Here is a 14,613-nt window from a genome sequence, read left to right as displayed (position 1 = left end):
GGCGACCGGCACCTCCCACGATCAGGCGTTAACATCGCGTCAAAATGCGCGCGCATCCTTCGAGGCGTGCCGTCCGTTGACCCGGCGTGCGTCTGTCCCTCGTCGCCGGCTGCGCCCTGGTGCTGGGCCTCGCCGCCGTCATGCCCGCCGCCGCCTCCACCGCCGGCAAGGTCACTGTCCGCTACACCTTCGACGGCCCGTCGCCGCTGGCCGAGGCGTCCGGCCGCGGCTTCGACCTGAGCCCGGTGAGCCGGTACGGCGGCTCCTTCACCACGGTCGCCCACAACGGCGGCCGGGCCCTGGCCTTCCCGCCGCCCTGCCGCACCGAGCCCTGCCCCCGGATCGCCCTGCGCGCGGTGGCGGCCGAGCTCAACCCGGGCCGCCGCCCGATCCGCTACGGCGCCGCGGTCCGGCTGGCCGCGGACGAGACCACCAAGGGCGAGAACGTGCTGCAGAAGGGCTATTCCGCCCGGGGCAGCCAGTACAAGCTCCAGATCGACGGCCTGGCCGGCCGCCCCAGCTGCGTCTTCGTCGACGACCGCGATCCGCGTATCCACACCGTGCTCAGCACGGTGGGCGTGGCCGACAGCCGCTGGCACACCCTGGAGTGCCGCCGCTCCGGCCCGCACCTGACGATCCTGGTCGACGGCGTTGCCCGGGGCCAGACCGCGATCCCGGCCGACCTGTCGGTCCACAACCGACTCCCGTTCAGCATCGGCGGCAAGGGCTCCTTCGCCGACAACGACCAGTTCCAGGGCGTTCTCGACGAGGTGTGGGTCGAGATAGGTTGAGCTCGGGAGGCGGCCATGGAGCTCGAGGACCAGTTGTTCGCGTTGTGGCGGGTGCCACCGCGGGAGCACGGTGACGCCCTGGCCGCGTTCCGGCGGGTCTACACCGACCCGGTGACCATCAACGGCACACCGATGCCGGTCGCCGACCTGGTCGCCCGCGCGGAGGCGCTGCACGCGGCCTTCACCGAGCACGACATCGAGGTGGTCGACCGCGTCGAGGCGCCCGGCAAGCTGACGGTGGCCTTCCGTCACCGGGCCCGCCACACCGGCGTCTGGGTCACGCCTCTGGGTGACTTGCCGCCGACCGGCCGCGAGGTGAACGGCCTGGGAATCGACGTCCTGACCCTGACCGGTGACGGCCGCGTCGCCGCCATCTGGGTCCTGGCCGACGAACTCCAGCGCATCCTCCAGGTCCGCTGACGCGATCTACGAGAACGCCGGTTCCGGCGAGGCGCCGCGGTCGAGGTGGGTGGCCAGGCGGCGCAGCGCGGCGGCGGTCGCCCGGCGGCTGCGGCCCGGTGGCCGCTCCGGCACCACCGGGCTGGCCGGGAGGGCGGAGCGCATCGGGGAGGTGCCGGCGCCGGTCACGAGTGGGGCTAGTGCCAGTTCCTGCATCGGGATCTCCTTCGGATCGATGCGGGCTAAACTCGTTTCACTGGAATCAGTCTTACCACGCCCGATGCGGGTCAAACACGTTTTGGTGGAATCAATGTCCGCGTTCCTGGAGCCCTTCGGCGGTGCCGTGTGTCTCGACTTCGCCAACACGCTCGACGGGCGGGCGACCGCCCAACCGGCGGAGTACCTGCACACGTACGCCGATCTGGCCGGCTGGTCCGCGTTCGCCGGGCTGATCGACGGGGCCACGAGCGCGCGGCTGCGCCGGCACGACGCCGAGGCGTCGCTGCGCGCCGCGCTGGGCCTGCGTGAGGCGATCTTCGAGGTCTTCGCCGCGATCGGCCGTGGACTGGAGCCGCCGGCCGGCCCGCTCGACGAGGTGCGGCGGCGGTACGCCGAAGCGGTCGCCTCCGCCCGTCTCGTGCCCGGAACGTCCTCCGGCGGGAAGTTCATCTGGGAGTTCACCGGTCACGAGCCCGATCGAGCCTGGTGGCCGATCAGCGTCGACGCCGTGCGCCTGCTCACCGAGGGGCCTCTCGACCGGGTCAAGACGTGCGCGGCCGAGGCCGGCTGCATCGGGCTGTTCGTCGATACCAGCAAGAACCGCAGCCGCCGATGGTGCACCATGGACGGATGCGGCGTCGAGGCCAAGGTCCAGCGCCAGGCCCGCCGCCGAGCCGCCCGCGGGTAGCGGGGCGGCTCAACCGCGGGGCGCGGCTCAACCGCGGGGCGCGGCTCAACCGCGGGGCGCGGCTCAACCGCGGGGCGCGGCTCAACCGCGGGGCGCGGCTCAACCGCGGGGCGCGGCTCAACCGCGGGGCCGGCTCAACCGCGGGGCGCGGCTCAACCGCGGCGGCTCAGGCGGGGATGTTTCGGCGGCGGAGGCCGTTCAGGCCGATCGCGGTGAGGGCGGCCGCGATGGCCAGGAGCGCTAGCAGCGGGGTGACCGCGACGTCGCCGCCCGGAAGGTGCGGGATGTGGGTGAAGGGCGAGACGTCCAGGAGCCACTGGTCGAGCCGCACGGTCTGGCCGACCAGCAGGATCAGCAGGCACAGGGCGGGGGCGCCCCAGGCCGCGGCCGACAGGCGGGGGAGCAGTCCGAACAGGAGGACGGTCACCGCGGCCAGGACCCAGACCGCCGGCAGCTCGATCAGGGCGCTCGCCACGATGGCGCCGAGGTCTCCGTCGGTGTAGGTCAGGCCGGCCACCAGACCCTCCGCGAACAGGGCCACGGCCGGGCCGACGAGGCAGAACAGCAGGTGGGATCCGGCCCAGGCGTAGCCGGACACCGCCGTGGCCAGGATCGGCTCGGCGTGGCCGGACTGTTCCTCGTCGCGCAGGCGCAGTGCGGCCTGCACGGCGTAGCAGGAGGCGATCAGGCCGACGATGCCGGCCGTACCGGCGAAGTAGTTGTCGACCAGGCTGGTGGCGCCGCCGAGGCGGGCGAAGATGTCGCCCACCCGCTGGTTGTCCTCGACGAGGTCGACGACGCTGCCGCCGACGCCGCCGAAGATCAGACCGAGCAGGGCGAAGCCGGTCGTCCAGCCGATCAGCAGGCCGCGGTGCAGGCGCCAGGCCAGGGCCAGGGGCGTGCCCAAGCCGGACGTCGCCGGTCCAGGGCGGGCCGGGAGCAGGCCGCCGCCGAAGTCGCGCCGGGCCAGCAGAACCGCCGACAACCCCGAGGCCAGGACCACGAACAGGGCCGACAGCAGCACCGGCCACCAGTCGTTCGCGCCCCACGGGAAGATGTGTGTCGCCCAGCCGATGGGGGAGAGCCAGCTCAGCCACGAGACCGCGCCGTCGCCGACGGCCGAGACGTCCCCCGCCACCCGCAGCGCGTACGCGGCGCCGAGCGCGACCACCGCGATGGTCCGCGCCCCGCGCGCACCGGCGGTGAGCTGCGCGGCGACGGCACCGACGGCGGCGAAGGCGCAGCCGCTGAGGGCGAACTCGGCCCCGAACAGCACCGCCCCCTCGGCCGGCAGGTTCTGCCCGAGCATGGCCGCGGTCAGGATCGCGCCGAGCAGCAGGCTGGCCGCGCACGTCGTGATCAGGGCGGCCGCGAGTGGGGCGTGCCGCCCGACGGCGCCGGCCGCCACCAGCTCCGTACGGCCGAACTCCTCGTCGGCGCGGGTGTGCCGGATGACCGTGAGGGCCGCGAAGAGCGCCACCATGATCGGGATGAAGCCGGACCGCCAGGCCACTATCTCGCCCAGCGAGGAGCCGCTGATCAAGCCGTAGAGGCCGACGAAGCCGGCGTTGGAGCCGCTGACCGTCGCGTATTCGAGGCGGTCGGCCGCGGTCGGGAACAGGCTTTCGAAGGACGTCGCGTAGCCGGCCGGGATCAGGGCGAGGGCGATCACCCACAGCGGCAGGACGACGCGGTCGCGGCGCAGGATGAGCCGGATCAGCCGGCCGGTCCCGGTCATGAGCCGGACCGCGAGTACTGGCGCAGGAACAGCTCCTCCAGCGACGGCGGCTGGCTGACCAGCGAGGTCACCCCGACCTGGACCAGCGTCTGCAGGGCGGGCGAGAGGGCGTCGGAGTCGACGTCGAACCGTACGCGGCCGTTGTCGATCTGGAAGTCGTGCACGCCGGCCAGGGAGGCCAGGCCGTCCGGGGGTCCGGCCAGGTCGGCCTGGATCGTGGTGCGGGTGAGGTGGCGCAGGTCGGCCAGGGTGCCGGTCTCGACGGTGCGGCCGTCGCGGATGATCGTCAGCCGGTCGCACAACTTCTCGACCTCGGCCAGGATGTGGCTGGAGAGCAGGACCGTACGGTCGCCGCGCCTTTTCTCCTCTTTGATCACCTCGCTGAAGACCTCCTCCATCAAGGGGTCGAGGCCGGAGGTCGGTTCGTCGAGGATGAGCAGTTCGACGTCGGAGGCGAGCGCCGCGACCAGGGCGACCTTCTGCCGGTTGCCCTTGGAGTAGGTGCGGCCCTTCTTGCGCGGGTCGAGTTCGAAGCGTTCCAGCAGGTCCGCGCGGCGCCGGGGGTCGAGGCCGCCGCGCAGCCGGCCGAGCAGGTCGATGACCTCGCCGCCGGTCAGGTTGGGCCAGAGGGTGACATCTCCGGGCACGTACGCGAGGCGTTTGTGCAGTTCGGTGGCGGACGACCAGGGGTCGCCGCCGAGCAGGCGGGCGTGGCCGCCGTCGTACCGCATGAGGCCGAGCAGGACGCGGATCGTGGTGGTCTTGCCGGCCCCGTTCGGGCCGAGGAACCCGTGCACCTCGCCGGTACGCACGTGCAGGTCGAGCCCGTCGAGGGCGGTGACCGGGCCGAACCGCTTGATCAGCCCGGTGACGTCGATGGCGTCGCTCATGATGGGGCCTCCCCGAAGATCTTGTCGAGCTGGGCCCGCGCCTGATCTGCCTGCGAGGGCGTGATGAGGGGTTGCGAGAAAAGGTCGAGAGACGCGTTCAGTACGCGCGTCCAGCCCTCGACGGAGCCGACGTCGCTGCCCACGGCGCGGGAGAGAAGCTCGCGCATGGTGAACATCGACATCTTCATGACGGTGAGCAGGCCGATGAACGCCGCGGGGTCGGTCACCTTGAGATCGGGCTGCTGGGCCAGCCACTCCCGGCCGTGGTCGATGATCCGGTCGAACATGGCCGTGCCGGACGGCGAGCCGTCCATGGTCGAGCGCATGAAGTAGCGCTGGAGCAGCAGGATCTTGGGTGTCAGCCGGTCGAGCGACTGGAACTCGGTGAAGTGGGCGTTGACCCGCAGGAGTTCGCTCAGCGCGTACTCGTCGCAGGCGTCTCGTAGCCCCTCTTTGGAGCCGAAGTGGTGACGCAGGAGGCCGGAGGAGACCCCGGCCGCCTGCGCGATGTCACGGATGGTGGCGGCCTCGATGCCACGCTCGGCGAAGAGCTCGATCGCGGCGTCGCGGATGCGCGCTCGTGCGGTCAGGTCGCTACTCACATGTGTAGTTTACTGCACACGTGTGTAGCGTGCCTAGCGTCGATCTGGCAGCAGTCGCTCCTCGTGGTCGAGCTCCCGCTCCAAGATCCGCAGACTCTCGTCGTTGAGGTTGCCCGCGTCCCGCCATCGCAGCAGCTCCTCGCGCTGCGACTCGATCACCATGCGCCTGACCATCAGTGCCGCCTCGTACTCCGGCGAGGTCGGCACCTCGTCCGAGTCGGCGTTCTCGAGCAGGTCCAGGCGCCGGCTGTAGCGTTCGAGCCGGATCTCCAGCTGCTTGCGCATGTTCTCGATGGCCCGGTCCTCGACGTGGTCGTGCTGCTCCTCCTGGATGTCCTCGAGCCGGTCCAGGGCGGCCCGCACCGCGGCCGACCGGGCCTCGTTGCGCTCCCGGGCGTCGTCGGCGTGGTTGGCCCGCAGGCCCAGCATCCGGACCAGCGGGGCAAAGGTCAGACCCTGGCCGAGCAACGTCACCAGCACCACCACGAAGGCGCAGAAGTGCAGCAGCTCGCGGTTGGGCACCGACTCCGGCAGGGTGAAGATGGCGGCCAGACTGATCACGCCCCGGGTTCCGGCCCAGCTCAGCGCGGTCACCTCGCGGCCGGTCAGGGCCTGCTCGCTACGCGGCCCCTCGACGTCCTCGCCGCCCAGCCGGGCGTGCAGCGAGCGTGGCAGCAACTGGGTGAGGATCAGCCACAGCGGGCGCAGGATCAGCGTCACGCCGACCGTCACCGACACCGCGATGATGATCGTGGACATGTCGTAGTTGCTCAGCTCGTCCACCACGTTCGGCAGTTGCTGGCCGATCAGCAGGAAGACGATGCCCTCGAGCAGGAAGTCGACGAGCCGCCAGACCGCGCTGGTCTGCAGGCGGCTGGCCGCCCCGCTGTAGCGGGGCGAGTCGTGCCCGATGATCAGGCCGGCGATCACCACGGCCAGCACACCGGAGACATGGACGGACTCGGCCAGGATGTACGCGGCGAGCGGGGTGGCCAGCGAGATCGCGTTCGCGGTGAGCGGGTCCTGCCGGATGTGTCGGAGTTGCCGGATCACGAAAGCGACCACGACACCGGCGACCACGCCGCCGATGGCCATCAGGAAGAACTCGCCGATCGCCGACGGCACGGAGAAGTGACCGCCGTTGGCGGCCGCGACGGCGACCGTGAGGATGGTCAGCGCGGTCGCGTCGTTGAGCAGGCCCTCGCCCTGGATCAGTGTGATCAGCTTGCCCGGCAGGCCGGCCCGGCGGCCCACCGCGAGCGCGGCCACCGGATCGGGCGGGGCGACCGCGGCGCCCAGGGCGACACCGGCGGCCAACGTCGCGCCACCGACCCACAGATCGATCCCCCAGCCGATGAGCAGGGCGGTGACCAGAACCAACAGCACCGAAAGACTGATCACGGTGCGCATGTGGCGGCGGATGTCGAGCAGCGAGGAATCGAGCGCCGCGTTGTAGAGCAGCGGCGGGATCACATAGGTCATCACGAGCTCGGGTTCGAGCTCCAGATTCGGCCCGGGCAGCAACGCGTACGTGATGCCGGCGATCGTCAGAAGAGCGGCGGCCGGAAGGCCCGTCTTTTCCGCGATCAGCCGTACGCCCACGATCAGCGCGACGCCGCCGAGGATGAGAAGGAGTGTGGTCTCGGCGTGCACACCTCTCATCTTTCCTGGCCGACACAGGGATAACTGTGTCGGCCAGGAAAACAATGATCAGTAGCGGTAGTGCTCCGGCTTGTACGGGCCGTCGACGTCGACGCCCAGGTACTCGGCCTGCTTCTTGCTGAGGGTCGTCAGCTTGACGCCGAGGGCGTCCAGGTGCAGCCGCGCGACCTTCTCGTCCAGGTGCTTCGGGAGCACGTAGACCTGCTTCTCGTACTCACCCGGCTTGGTCCAGAGCTCGATCTGGGCCATGACCTGGTTGGTGAACGAGTTGGACATGACGAAGCTGGGGTGGCCGGTGGCGTTGCCCAGGTTCATCAGGCGGCCCTCGGACAGCACGATCACCGAGTGGCCGTCCGGGAAGCGCCACTCGTGGACCTGCGGCTTGATCTCGACCTTCTCGATGCCCGGCACCTTGGCCAGGCCGGCCATGTCGATCTCGTCGTCGAAGTGCCCGACGTTGCCGACGATCGCGTTGTGCTTCATCGCCTGCAGGTGCTCGACCCGGATGATGTCGGTGCCACCGGTGGTGGTGATGAAGATGTCCGCCTCGCCGACGACGTCCTCGAGCCGGGCCACCTGCATGCCGTCCATCGACGCCTGCAGCGCGCAGATCGGGTCGATCTCGGTGACGACGACGCGAGCGCCCTGACCGCGCAGCGTCTCGGCCGCGCCCTTGCCGACGTCGCCGTAGCCGCAGACGATGGCCAGCTTGCCGCCCAGCATCACGTCGGTGGCCCGGTTGAGGCCGTCGACGAGCGAGTGGCGGATGCCGTACTTGTTGTCGAACTTGCTCTTGGTGACCGCGTCGTTGACGTTGATCGCCGGGAAGAGCAGGGTGCCCTCCTTGGCCAGCTTGTACAGCCGGGCCACGCCGGTCGTGGTCTCCTCGGTGACGCCGCGGATGTCGGCCGCCACCCGGGTGAACCGCTGGCCGTCGGTGGCCAGCGAGGACCGGAGCGTCTCGAGAATGATCGAGTACTCGTGGCTGTCGGCGTCGGTGGTCTGCGGGACCGCGCCGGCCGCCTCGAACTCGACACCCTTGTGTACGAGCAGGGTGGCGTCGCCGCCGTCGTCCAGGATCATGTTCGGACCCTGGCCGTTGCCGAAGTCGAACAGGTTCATCGTGGCCCACCAGTACTCGTCCAGCGTCTCGCCCTTCCAGGCGAAGACCGGAACGCCGGCGGGGGCGTCGACGGTGCCGTTCGGGCCGACGACGACGGCGGCCGCCGCCTCGTCCTGGGTCGAGAAGATGTTGCAGGACACCCAGCGCACCTCGGCGCCGAGCGCGACCAGCGTCTCGATCAGGACTGCGGTCTGCACGGTCATGTGCAGCGAGCCGGCGATCCGGGCGCCGCTGAGCGGCTTGGCGTCGCCGAACTCCTTGCGCAGGGACATCAGGCCGGGCATCTCGTGCTCGGCCAGGCGGAGCTGATGACGACCGGCCTCGGCCAGTGAGATGTCCGCGATCGCGAACTCGAGGCCGTTACGGGTCTGAAGCTTGTCGCTCACGAAGAGGGTCTCCTCCCTCATCAGGAGGCGCCCTTGAGTCAGAAACCCGAGCCGAGCGTGGCGAACCACCCATCAGGAGCTCGGGGGCCCGTCGCAGCGCCTCTCGGACGCGGGCTCTAATACTCTAGCGTGTCCGGTCTGGCAGGGTAGGGGATCATGCGTCTGCGCACTCAGCTCACCCTGGCCGTCACGGCGGTGGTGGCCCTCGTGGTGGCCCTGGCCGGGTTTTTCGTCGTGCTGCGCATCGACAGCCGGGATCAGGAGGCTCTCGACCGCGAGATCTCGTCCCGGGCCGACCGGGTACGCGTCACCGCGTCGAAGACCGGGACCCTCGCCTCGGACGGCTCGTTCGTGGCCCGGTTGATCAAGGACGGCGTACTCGTCAAGCAGGTCGGATCGTCGGCCGGCGTCCCGCTGCCGGTCGCCGAGGGATACACGACGGTGAAAACCGGTGACGGCCAGTGGCGTTCGCTCGGCGAGACGCTGCCGTCGGGCGCCCAACTCCAGATTCTGATGAGTCAGGACGACCTGAACGACCAGCACGGCAGTAACGTGCGCATCGTGGTTCTCCTCGTGGTCCTCGCGGCCCTGTTCAGCGCGGCCGGTGTCTGGTTCGCGACGGGATACATGCTGCGCCCGTTCCAGCGGCTGCTGACCTCGGCGCGGGACCTCGACCCGGCGGACCCGGCGTCGCGCCTGCCCGAGGTGCGCAGCCCGCGCGAGGTGGCCGAGCTGGCGTCGACCCTGAACGGCCTGCTCGACCGCGCCCGCGGAGCTCCCGCCCCGTCCGCCCCGCCGGTTTCCTCGCCGTTGACCGCCGAGACGATCGAGATACCGAAGATCGTCGTGGAGAAGGTCGTGGAGAAGGTCGTCACCACGCCGGGGCCCGACCTCCGCCCGCCGCTGGCCGATCTCGGCGCCAACCTCGAGACCCTGCTCGACAATCCGGACATGCCGGCCACCCAGCGCCACCTCATCCTGGCCGCCATGGCCGACGAGCACCGTCGCATGCTCGCCCTGCTCGCGGAGCAAGCTGACCGGTGACCAGTCCCGCCAGGGGTGGAACAAACATCAAAGACCTTCCATAAGACCTCAAAAACCCCTCATTCTGTACGGCGTGAAGCACCCCCACCGGATCCGCGAGATCGCCGAGCGCGCCGGCCTGAGCCCGGCCACCGTGGACCGGGTGCTGCACGAGCGGGGCGGGGTGCGTGAGAGCACCGTCCGCCGGGTCCACCAGGCCATCGCCGCCCTGGACGGCCGGGAACCGCCGTACCACCCGGCCGTGCCGATCGACGTGGTCGTCCCCCGCCCGGATCCGGTCCGGGCCGCCTTCGCGGCCGAGCCGCCGCCGCTGATCCGCCCCCGCTTCCTCAGCGACCTGGCCCGGGCCGGCCACGCCCGGGGCCTGATCCTGGACGCCCCCGACACGCCGGAGGTCACCGAGGCGGTCGGCCGGCTCGGCGTCCCCGTCGTCACCCTCGGCCGCGACCTGCCCTCGAGCAAACGGATCGCGCACTTCGGGCCCGACCACGGGGAGGCCGGCGCGACCGCCGCGTACCTGATCGAGCAGTGGCTGGCCGACCGGGCCGGCGACGTGCTGCTCGTGGAGGGCGACCGGGACGAGAGCGCCTTCCGGGCCGAGATGAGGTCGCGCGCACCGAACCGGCGGCTGCTGTCCGTGCCGCTCGCCGAGGTGCGGCCGGCGCTGGCCGCCAACCCGTCGGTGCGGGCGGTCTACTCGGCCACCAGCGGCAACGCCCAGGTGGTGGCGGCGTTCGCGGCCGAACGCCGCCGCTACGACGTCTTCGTGGCGTACGACCTCGACGACGAGAACGCCGGCCTGCTGCGCGAGGGCAAGCTGTCCGCCGTACTCCATCATGATGTGCGGTCCGACCTTCGGAACGCGTGCCGAGCCATCCTGCGGGAGCTCGGCCTGCTGCCCGGGCCGCTGCCGGAGACGCCCGCCCCGGTGCGGGTGATAACTCCGATGAACATTTCCGCCTGATGCTGTCCGATAGCCGGTGTCCCCGTTCGTCACCCTGGTGACAAGCGAACAGCGAGGGAGTGGACAGCGATGAAGTACATGATGTTCGTCTGCACCGACACCGAGCCGGAGACCCACGAGTCACGGGTGCCCGACATCGAGGTGTGGGTCGCCGAGAACGACGCCGCCGGCCGCCGGGTCACCGGCAGCGTGCTGGGCGCCACGTCGGCCGCCACCACGGTCCGGGTCCGCGGCGGCGAGGTGCTGCTCACCGACGGCCCGTTCACCGAGACCAAAGAGGTGATCGTGGGATTCGACATCCTGGAGTGCGCTGATCTGGACGAGGCGATCGCCGTGGCGGCGGCCCACCCGATGGCCTACAACGGCCGGATCGAGCTCCGCCCCTTCGCGGACCTGTGAAGGAAGTAGCTGAGGCGGCCCAGGACTCGTACGCCCGGATCGTCGCGACCCTGATCCGGGTGACGGGGAACTGGAGCCTGGCCGAGGACTGCGCCCAGGACGCGCTGACCGCCGCGCTGGAGCGATGGCCGCGCGACGGCGTGCCCGGCAACCCGGGCGGCTGGCTCATGACGGTCGCCCGGAACCGGGCCGTCGACGTGCTGCGGCGCGCCGCGGTCGAAGAGACCAAGCTGCGGGAGATGGCGATGCTTGCGAGCTCGGGGAATTCTGCGCCGTCCGACGACCGGCTGCGGCTCATCTTCACGTGCTGCCATCCGGCGCTGTCGCTGGAGGCGCGGGTGGCGCTGACCCTGCGTACGGTCGCCGGGGTGCCCACGGCCGGCATCGCCCGCGCCTTCCTGGTCTCCGAGGCCACCATGACCCGCCGCCTCACCCGGGCCAAGTCGAAGATCGCGGCCGCCCGCATCCCGTACCGCGTACCGGCCGACCTGGGCGAACGCTTGCCGGGCGTACTGGCCGTGCTCTACCTGCTGTTCACCCGAGGCTACGACGCCGACGGCGAGCCGGCCTTCGCCGACGAGGCGATCAGGCTGGCCCGCATGCTGGCGGCGCTGATGCCGGGCGAGCCGGAAGTGGCGGGACTGCTGGCCCTGTTGCTGTTGCAGCATTCCCGCCGAGCCGCCCGCCGCGACGAGGCGGGCGACCCGATCACGCTCGCGCGGCAGGACCGTTCCCGCTGGGACCGGGCGGCGATCGACGAGGCGGTGAAGATCTTGTCCGGTATGCCGGTGGAAGGTCCATATGCGATCCAGGCGCACATCGCGGCCTGCCACGCGGGGGAGAGCACCGACTGGAGGTCGGCGGCTTCGTGGTACGACGAGTTGGCGCGGGTGCAGCCGACACCGGTGGTCGAACTGAATCGGGCCGTGGCACATGGTTACGCCTACGGCCCGGCGGCCGGATTGTCGCTGCTGGCCTCGGTGAGCGGCGCTCCCGAGGGGTACATGCTGGCCGTGGAGGCCGACTTGCGAGAGCGCGGCGGCGAGGCGGACCGCGCTTTAGACCTGTTCCGCCGGGCCGCGGCCGCGGTGCCTGACGGCCCGGAACGGCGAGCCCTGCTCAAGCGCGTCCACAGCGAGCCGCGTAAGCCCTGATGCCTCAGGCCGCGGCCAGCTTGTTGGTGGCGTCCAGGGCCTTCGTCGACCAGCGCACCGCGTCCATGTACTCGCCGACCAGGTTCACGTCGGCCGGGCCGCATTCGCCGTGTTCGTACGCGTCCACCGCCTGCAGCACCTGACCCAGCGAGCCTGTCCCGTTGGTCAGGGCCGCCGCCACCTGTGGGTGCAGTGGGAACTGCTCCGCCATGTCGGCCGGTGTCATGCCCAGCACGCCCGCCACCCCCGTGATGACTCCCGCCATGAACGCCGCGTCCGACGGGGCGCCGAACGAGTGGGCCACGTTCTCGCAGAGCCGGGCCCGGGTCAGCACGTCCAGCATGTGCTCCTCGGTCGCCCCGCCCACCTCGTCCAGCACCATCAGCATCGCCCACTGGCGGATGTGCGGCAGGCCCACCATCACCACCGCCTGCTGGACCGATGAGACCCGGTTCGCGTGGCCGGCCGCCACCGAGTTGCTCGCCCGCAGCACGCGCAGGGACAGGGCCGGGTCGCTCGCGATGATCGAGACGATGCGGGGGAGGTCGGCGTCGGGCGCGCTCAGCGCCGCCACCAGTTCGAGGCGCCGCAGGCGGGACGGTGACAGGCTGGCCACCGTGAGCACCTGGGGGTGCGAGAGGGCGTACCCCTGACGCAATTCCATGCCGTAGCGGTCGGCCAGGGCGAGCTGTTCGTCGGTTTCCAGCCGCTCGGCCACGATTTTGATGTTGGGGTGTTGCCGGCAGGCGGCCACCACCTCGTCGAGGTTGCTCAGGTCGCCGTCGAGCAGGTCGAGTTTGACGTACGAGGCGATGCCGAACAGCTGCTCGTGCCCGGAGCCCCAGACGAAGTCGTCGAGCGCGATCCGGTATCCGGCCTCGGCCAGCCGGGTGATGCCGGCGACGACCTCCTCGTCCATCTGCACCGTCTCCAGCACCTCGAGCACCACCTGGGCCGGGCCGAACGGGAGGGCGAGCTGCCCGGTGAGGAATTCCCGGGTGAGGTTGATGAAGCAGAGCCGGCCGCCGGCCACCTCGTTGATGCCGAACTCGGTGAACGCGTTCACGATGACCGTGCTGGTGGCGTACGTGTCCTGCCGTCCCGCCGCGACCGCTTCCATGCTGCCGCGGAAGAGCAGTTCGTAGGCGAACACGTCGCCCTGCTCATCGAAGATCGGCTGGCGGCCCACGTGCACGAGCTGGGTGCCGGTCGAGGAGGCGGTGGATGTCACACCGCTGCTATCGGCCACTACTCATCCGACTTGAGCCACCACGGGCTCGAGTAGGCGACGCCCCAGTCGTTGCAGGGATGGCCGAGCGGTCCGGGGGAGTCGTTCTCCTGTCCGGGGTCGGAGACGCGCAGCAGGACCCAGTCGCCGTCGGCGGCGTCGAGCGGGACGGTGAACCGGGTGACCCGGCCGACCTCGACGGCGATCACGTCGGCCACCTCGGGGACCTGACCGCCGGGCCGTAGCACCTGGACCAGCAGTTCCCGGCCTTCCCAGTGGCGGCCCCGGTCGAGGTCGAGCTCGAATTTCACGTCACCCTTGGTGAGGGGCAGGTGCTTTCCCATCCGTACGCCGTTGGCCCGCGCGTCCAGGCGTAGTCCGCTCACCCGGGTGGCGAAAAAGCGGCGGCGCCGCATCGCCTCGAGCACGCCGGCCCGGGTGTTCTCGGTGACCCAGATGCCGGTGCGCCCCCGGCCTTCGTCGAAGCCCCAGTCGGTGCCGTGCTCGTCGGCGACACCGGTGATCCCGGTCCGCCAGCCCGCGTTGAGGCAGGCGTTCAGTGGTGAGCCCTGCAGCGGCCAGCCCTCGAAGAGGTAGTCGTCGCGGTTGTTGAACATCTCCAGGCTCACCATCTGCCGGCGCAGTGCCGGGTGGTAGGCGAAGTTGTCGAAGCGCAGGAACTGCCGTCCGGGGTGGTTGAAGCCGCAGATCCCGGAGGTGTTGGCGATCCAGTCGTAGAGCCGGCGCATGCCGCCGGTCATGGTGGGCTCGGTGTAGTCGTCGGTGAACCAGACGTTGACGTGGCCGAGGGCCGAGTGCGACCACTCGAAGCCGCGGATCGCCGTGTAGGCGCCGGGCTCGTCGGCCTTGTCGGCGAGCTGCCCGGTGCGGCTCCACTCGGCGTGGTTGAGCCCGTCGATGCCGAGGAGCTTGGAGTGGTCGGTCAGCGCGGCCACGTCGAGTCCGGCCGAGCGCATCGAGGCGAAGGCGAGCGCGGGGTCGCCGTGGCCGTCGGACATGAGCGTGTGGTTGTGCAGGTCGGCTTCGACGAGCCGGGTGCCGTGGCTGATCGGGGATCGGCGCCGTCCGGCGACGGCCGCCCGGGCACTGCCGGGTGCGGCCGCGAGCATGAGCATCCCGCCGGCGGCGGCCAGCACGGAGCGTCGGGCGAAATGGTGTTTATGGGGGTGTTCGTCCGATGACATGCAGGCAGCTTCTCAAGATCCGGGCACCCGGCGTGGTTGAACCCCCGCAAGGGGTCGAAAGGTGCAAGAAGGAGATTCGTAGAGCGCAAACACCGAACAGCAGCGCGAAATTAGACGACAG

15 protein-coding genes are annotated in these 14,613 nt (G+C 70.7%); 7 read left to right on the top strand and 8 right to left on the bottom strand.

All coding sequences use genetic code 11. From position 1 onward, the window contains the following. Positions 1-86: 86 nt before the first annotated feature. Both AB0C26_RS12710 and AB0C26_RS12705 read left to right on the top strand, forming a co-directional pair. Entirely contained in the window at positions 87-791 is a 705-nt protein-coding gene (locus AB0C26_RS12710; RefSeq protein ID WP_360246059.1) for a LamG-like jellyroll fold domain-containing protein, read from the top strand. 15 nt (positions 792-806) lie between these two features. Beyond that, complete coding sequence (locus AB0C26_RS12705) at positions 807-1,211, top strand: ester cyclase (RefSeq protein ID WP_360246056.1); 405 nt, start codon at positions 807-809, stop codon at positions 1,209-1,211. Between the two features lie 6 nt (positions 1,212-1,217). On the opposite strand, the gene AB0C26_RS12700 is transcribed toward AB0C26_RS12705, so the two are convergent. Continuing rightward, the gene (locus AB0C26_RS12700; protein WP_360246053.1) at positions 1,218-1,406 is read right to left on the bottom strand and encodes a hypothetical protein; all 189 of its coding nucleotides are present in this window, start codon (positions 1,404-1,406) and stop codon (positions 1,218-1,220) included. A 94-nt stretch (positions 1,407-1,500) separates the two neighbouring features. On the opposite strand from AB0C26_RS12700, the gene AB0C26_RS12695 reads away from it, so the two are divergent. Further along, on the top strand, positions 1,501-2,097 hold the full coding sequence (locus AB0C26_RS12695; protein WP_360246050.1) for an ABATE domain-containing protein: 597 nt from the start codon (positions 1,501-1,503) through the stop codon (positions 2,095-2,097). Between the two features lie 166 nt (positions 2,098-2,263). On the opposite strand, the gene AB0C26_RS12690 is transcribed toward AB0C26_RS12695, so the two are convergent. Genes AB0C26_RS12690 through ahcY form a run of 5 tightly spaced genes read right to left on the bottom strand, consistent with a single transcriptional unit; the run spans position 2,264 to position 8,519 of the window. Further along, entirely contained in the window at positions 2,264-3,835 is a 1,572-nt protein-coding gene (locus AB0C26_RS12690; protein WP_360246047.1) for an ABC transporter permease, read from the bottom strand. Continuing rightward, on the bottom strand, positions 3,832-4,725 hold the full coding sequence (locus AB0C26_RS12685; protein ID WP_360246044.1) for an ABC transporter ATP-binding protein: 894 nt from the start codon (positions 4,723-4,725) through the stop codon (positions 3,832-3,834). Before AB0C26_RS12685 ends, AB0C26_RS12690 begins: the two co-directional genes overlap by 4 nt. Then, positions 4,722-5,327, bottom strand: coding sequence for a helix-turn-helix domain-containing protein (locus AB0C26_RS12680; RefSeq protein WP_360246041.1), 606 nt, complete (start codon positions 5,325-5,327; stop codon positions 4,722-4,724). Before AB0C26_RS12680 ends, AB0C26_RS12685 begins: the two co-directional genes overlap by 4 nt. A gap of 33 nt (positions 5,328-5,360) precedes the next feature. Further along, positions 5,361-6,989, bottom strand: coding sequence for a Na+/H+ antiporter (locus AB0C26_RS12675; protein ID WP_360246038.1), 1,629 nt, complete (start codon positions 6,987-6,989; stop codon positions 5,361-5,363). Between the two features lie 48 nt (positions 6,990-7,037). Further along, the gene (gene ahcY / locus AB0C26_RS12670) at positions 7,038-8,519 is read right to left on the bottom strand and encodes an adenosylhomocysteinase (RefSeq protein WP_360246035.1); all 1,482 of its coding nucleotides are present in this window, start codon (positions 8,517-8,519) and stop codon (positions 7,038-7,040) included. A 135-nt stretch (positions 8,520-8,654) separates the two neighbouring features. Here ahcY and AB0C26_RS12665 point away from each other — a divergent pair, with 135 nt between their 5' ends. The 4 genes from AB0C26_RS12665 to AB0C26_RS12650 all read left to right on the top strand — a co-directional run bounded on the left by AB0C26_RS12665 (position 8,655) and on the right by AB0C26_RS12650 (position 12,059). Continuing rightward, a complete protein-coding gene (locus AB0C26_RS12665; protein WP_360246032.1) occupies positions 8,655-9,542 on the top strand; it encodes a hypothetical protein in 888 nt (295 codons plus the stop codon). 73 nt (positions 9,543-9,615) lie between these two features. Further along, positions 9,616-10,506 carry a LacI family DNA-binding transcriptional regulator gene (locus AB0C26_RS12660; RefSeq protein ID WP_360246029.1) on the top strand — a complete coding sequence of 297 codons (891 nt, stop codon included), beginning with the start codon at positions 9,616-9,618 and terminating at the stop codon, positions 10,504-10,506. A gap of 69 nt (positions 10,507-10,575) precedes the next feature. Next, positions 10,576-10,905 carry a YciI family protein gene (locus tag AB0C26_RS12655; protein ID WP_360246026.1) on the top strand — a complete coding sequence of 110 codons (330 nt, stop codon included), beginning with the start codon at positions 10,576-10,578 and terminating at the stop codon, positions 10,903-10,905. Beyond that, a complete protein-coding gene (locus AB0C26_RS12650) occupies positions 10,902-12,059 on the top strand; it encodes a DUF6596 domain-containing protein (protein ID WP_360246023.1) in 1,158 nt (385 codons plus the stop codon). Before AB0C26_RS12655 ends, AB0C26_RS12650 begins: the two co-directional genes overlap by 4 nt. Before the next feature lie 4 nt (positions 12,060-12,063). Here AB0C26_RS12650 and AB0C26_RS12645 read toward each other — a convergent pair whose 3' ends face one another. Together AB0C26_RS12645 and AB0C26_RS12640 are read right to left on the bottom strand one after the other, a co-directional pair. Then, a complete protein-coding gene (locus AB0C26_RS12645) occupies positions 12,064-13,290 on the bottom strand; it encodes an HDOD domain-containing protein (protein ID WP_360246020.1) in 1,227 nt (408 codons plus the stop codon). Positions 13,291-13,307: 17 nt separating this feature from the next. Then, positions 13,308-14,492, bottom strand: coding sequence for a CehA/McbA family metallohydrolase (locus AB0C26_RS12640; protein WP_360246017.1), 1,185 nt, complete (start codon positions 14,490-14,492; stop codon positions 13,308-13,310). Positions 14,493-14,613 lie beyond the last annotated feature (121 nt).

Source organism: Actinoplanes sp. NPDC048796 (assembly GCF_040650035.1).
Taxonomy (GTDB): Bacteria; Actinomycetota; Actinomycetes; order Mycobacteriales; family Micromonosporaceae; genus Actinoplanes.
The sequence above is the reverse complement of the archived record's forward strand: the minus strand, read 5'-3'. Positions and strand labels throughout refer to the sequence as shown.

Excerpts from the sequence above, each read along its gene's own strand:
- AB0C26_RS12705 (WP_360246056.1), top strand. The coding sequence starts at position 807 with ATGGAGCTCGAGGACCAGTTGTTCGCGTTGTGGCGGGTGCCACCGCGG.
- AB0C26_RS12700 (WP_360246053.1), bottom strand. The coding sequence starts at position 1,406 with ATGCAGGAACTGGCACTAGCCCCACTCGTGACCGGCGCCGGCACCTCC.
- AB0C26_RS12695 (WP_360246050.1), top strand. The coding sequence starts at position 1,501 with ATGTCCGCGTTCCTGGAGCCCTTCGGCGGTGCCGTGTGTCTCGACTTC.
- AB0C26_RS12690 (WP_360246047.1), bottom strand. The coding sequence starts at position 3,835 with ATGACCGGGACCGGCCGGCTGATCCGGCTCATCCTGCGCCGCGACCGC.
- AB0C26_RS12685 (WP_360246044.1), bottom strand. The coding sequence starts at position 4,725 with ATGAGCGACGCCATCGACGTCACCGGGCTGATCAAGCGGTTCGGCCCG.
- AB0C26_RS12675 (WP_360246038.1), bottom strand. The coding sequence starts at position 6,989 with ATGAGAGGTGTGCACGCCGAGACCACACTCCTTCTCATCCTCGGCGGC.
- ahcY (WP_360246035.1), bottom strand. The coding sequence starts at position 8,519 with ATGAGGGAGGAGACCCTCTTCGTGAGCGACAAGCTTCAGACCCGTAAC.
- AB0C26_RS12665 (WP_360246032.1), top strand. The coding sequence starts at position 8,655 with ATGCGTCTGCGCACTCAGCTCACCCTGGCCGTCACGGCGGTGGTGGCC.
- AB0C26_RS12655 (WP_360246026.1), top strand. The coding sequence starts at position 10,576 with ATGAAGTACATGATGTTCGTCTGCACCGACACCGAGCCGGAGACCCAC.
- AB0C26_RS12640 (WP_360246017.1), bottom strand. The coding sequence starts at position 14,492 with ATGTCATCGGACGAACACCCCCATAAACACCATTTCGCCCGACGCTCC.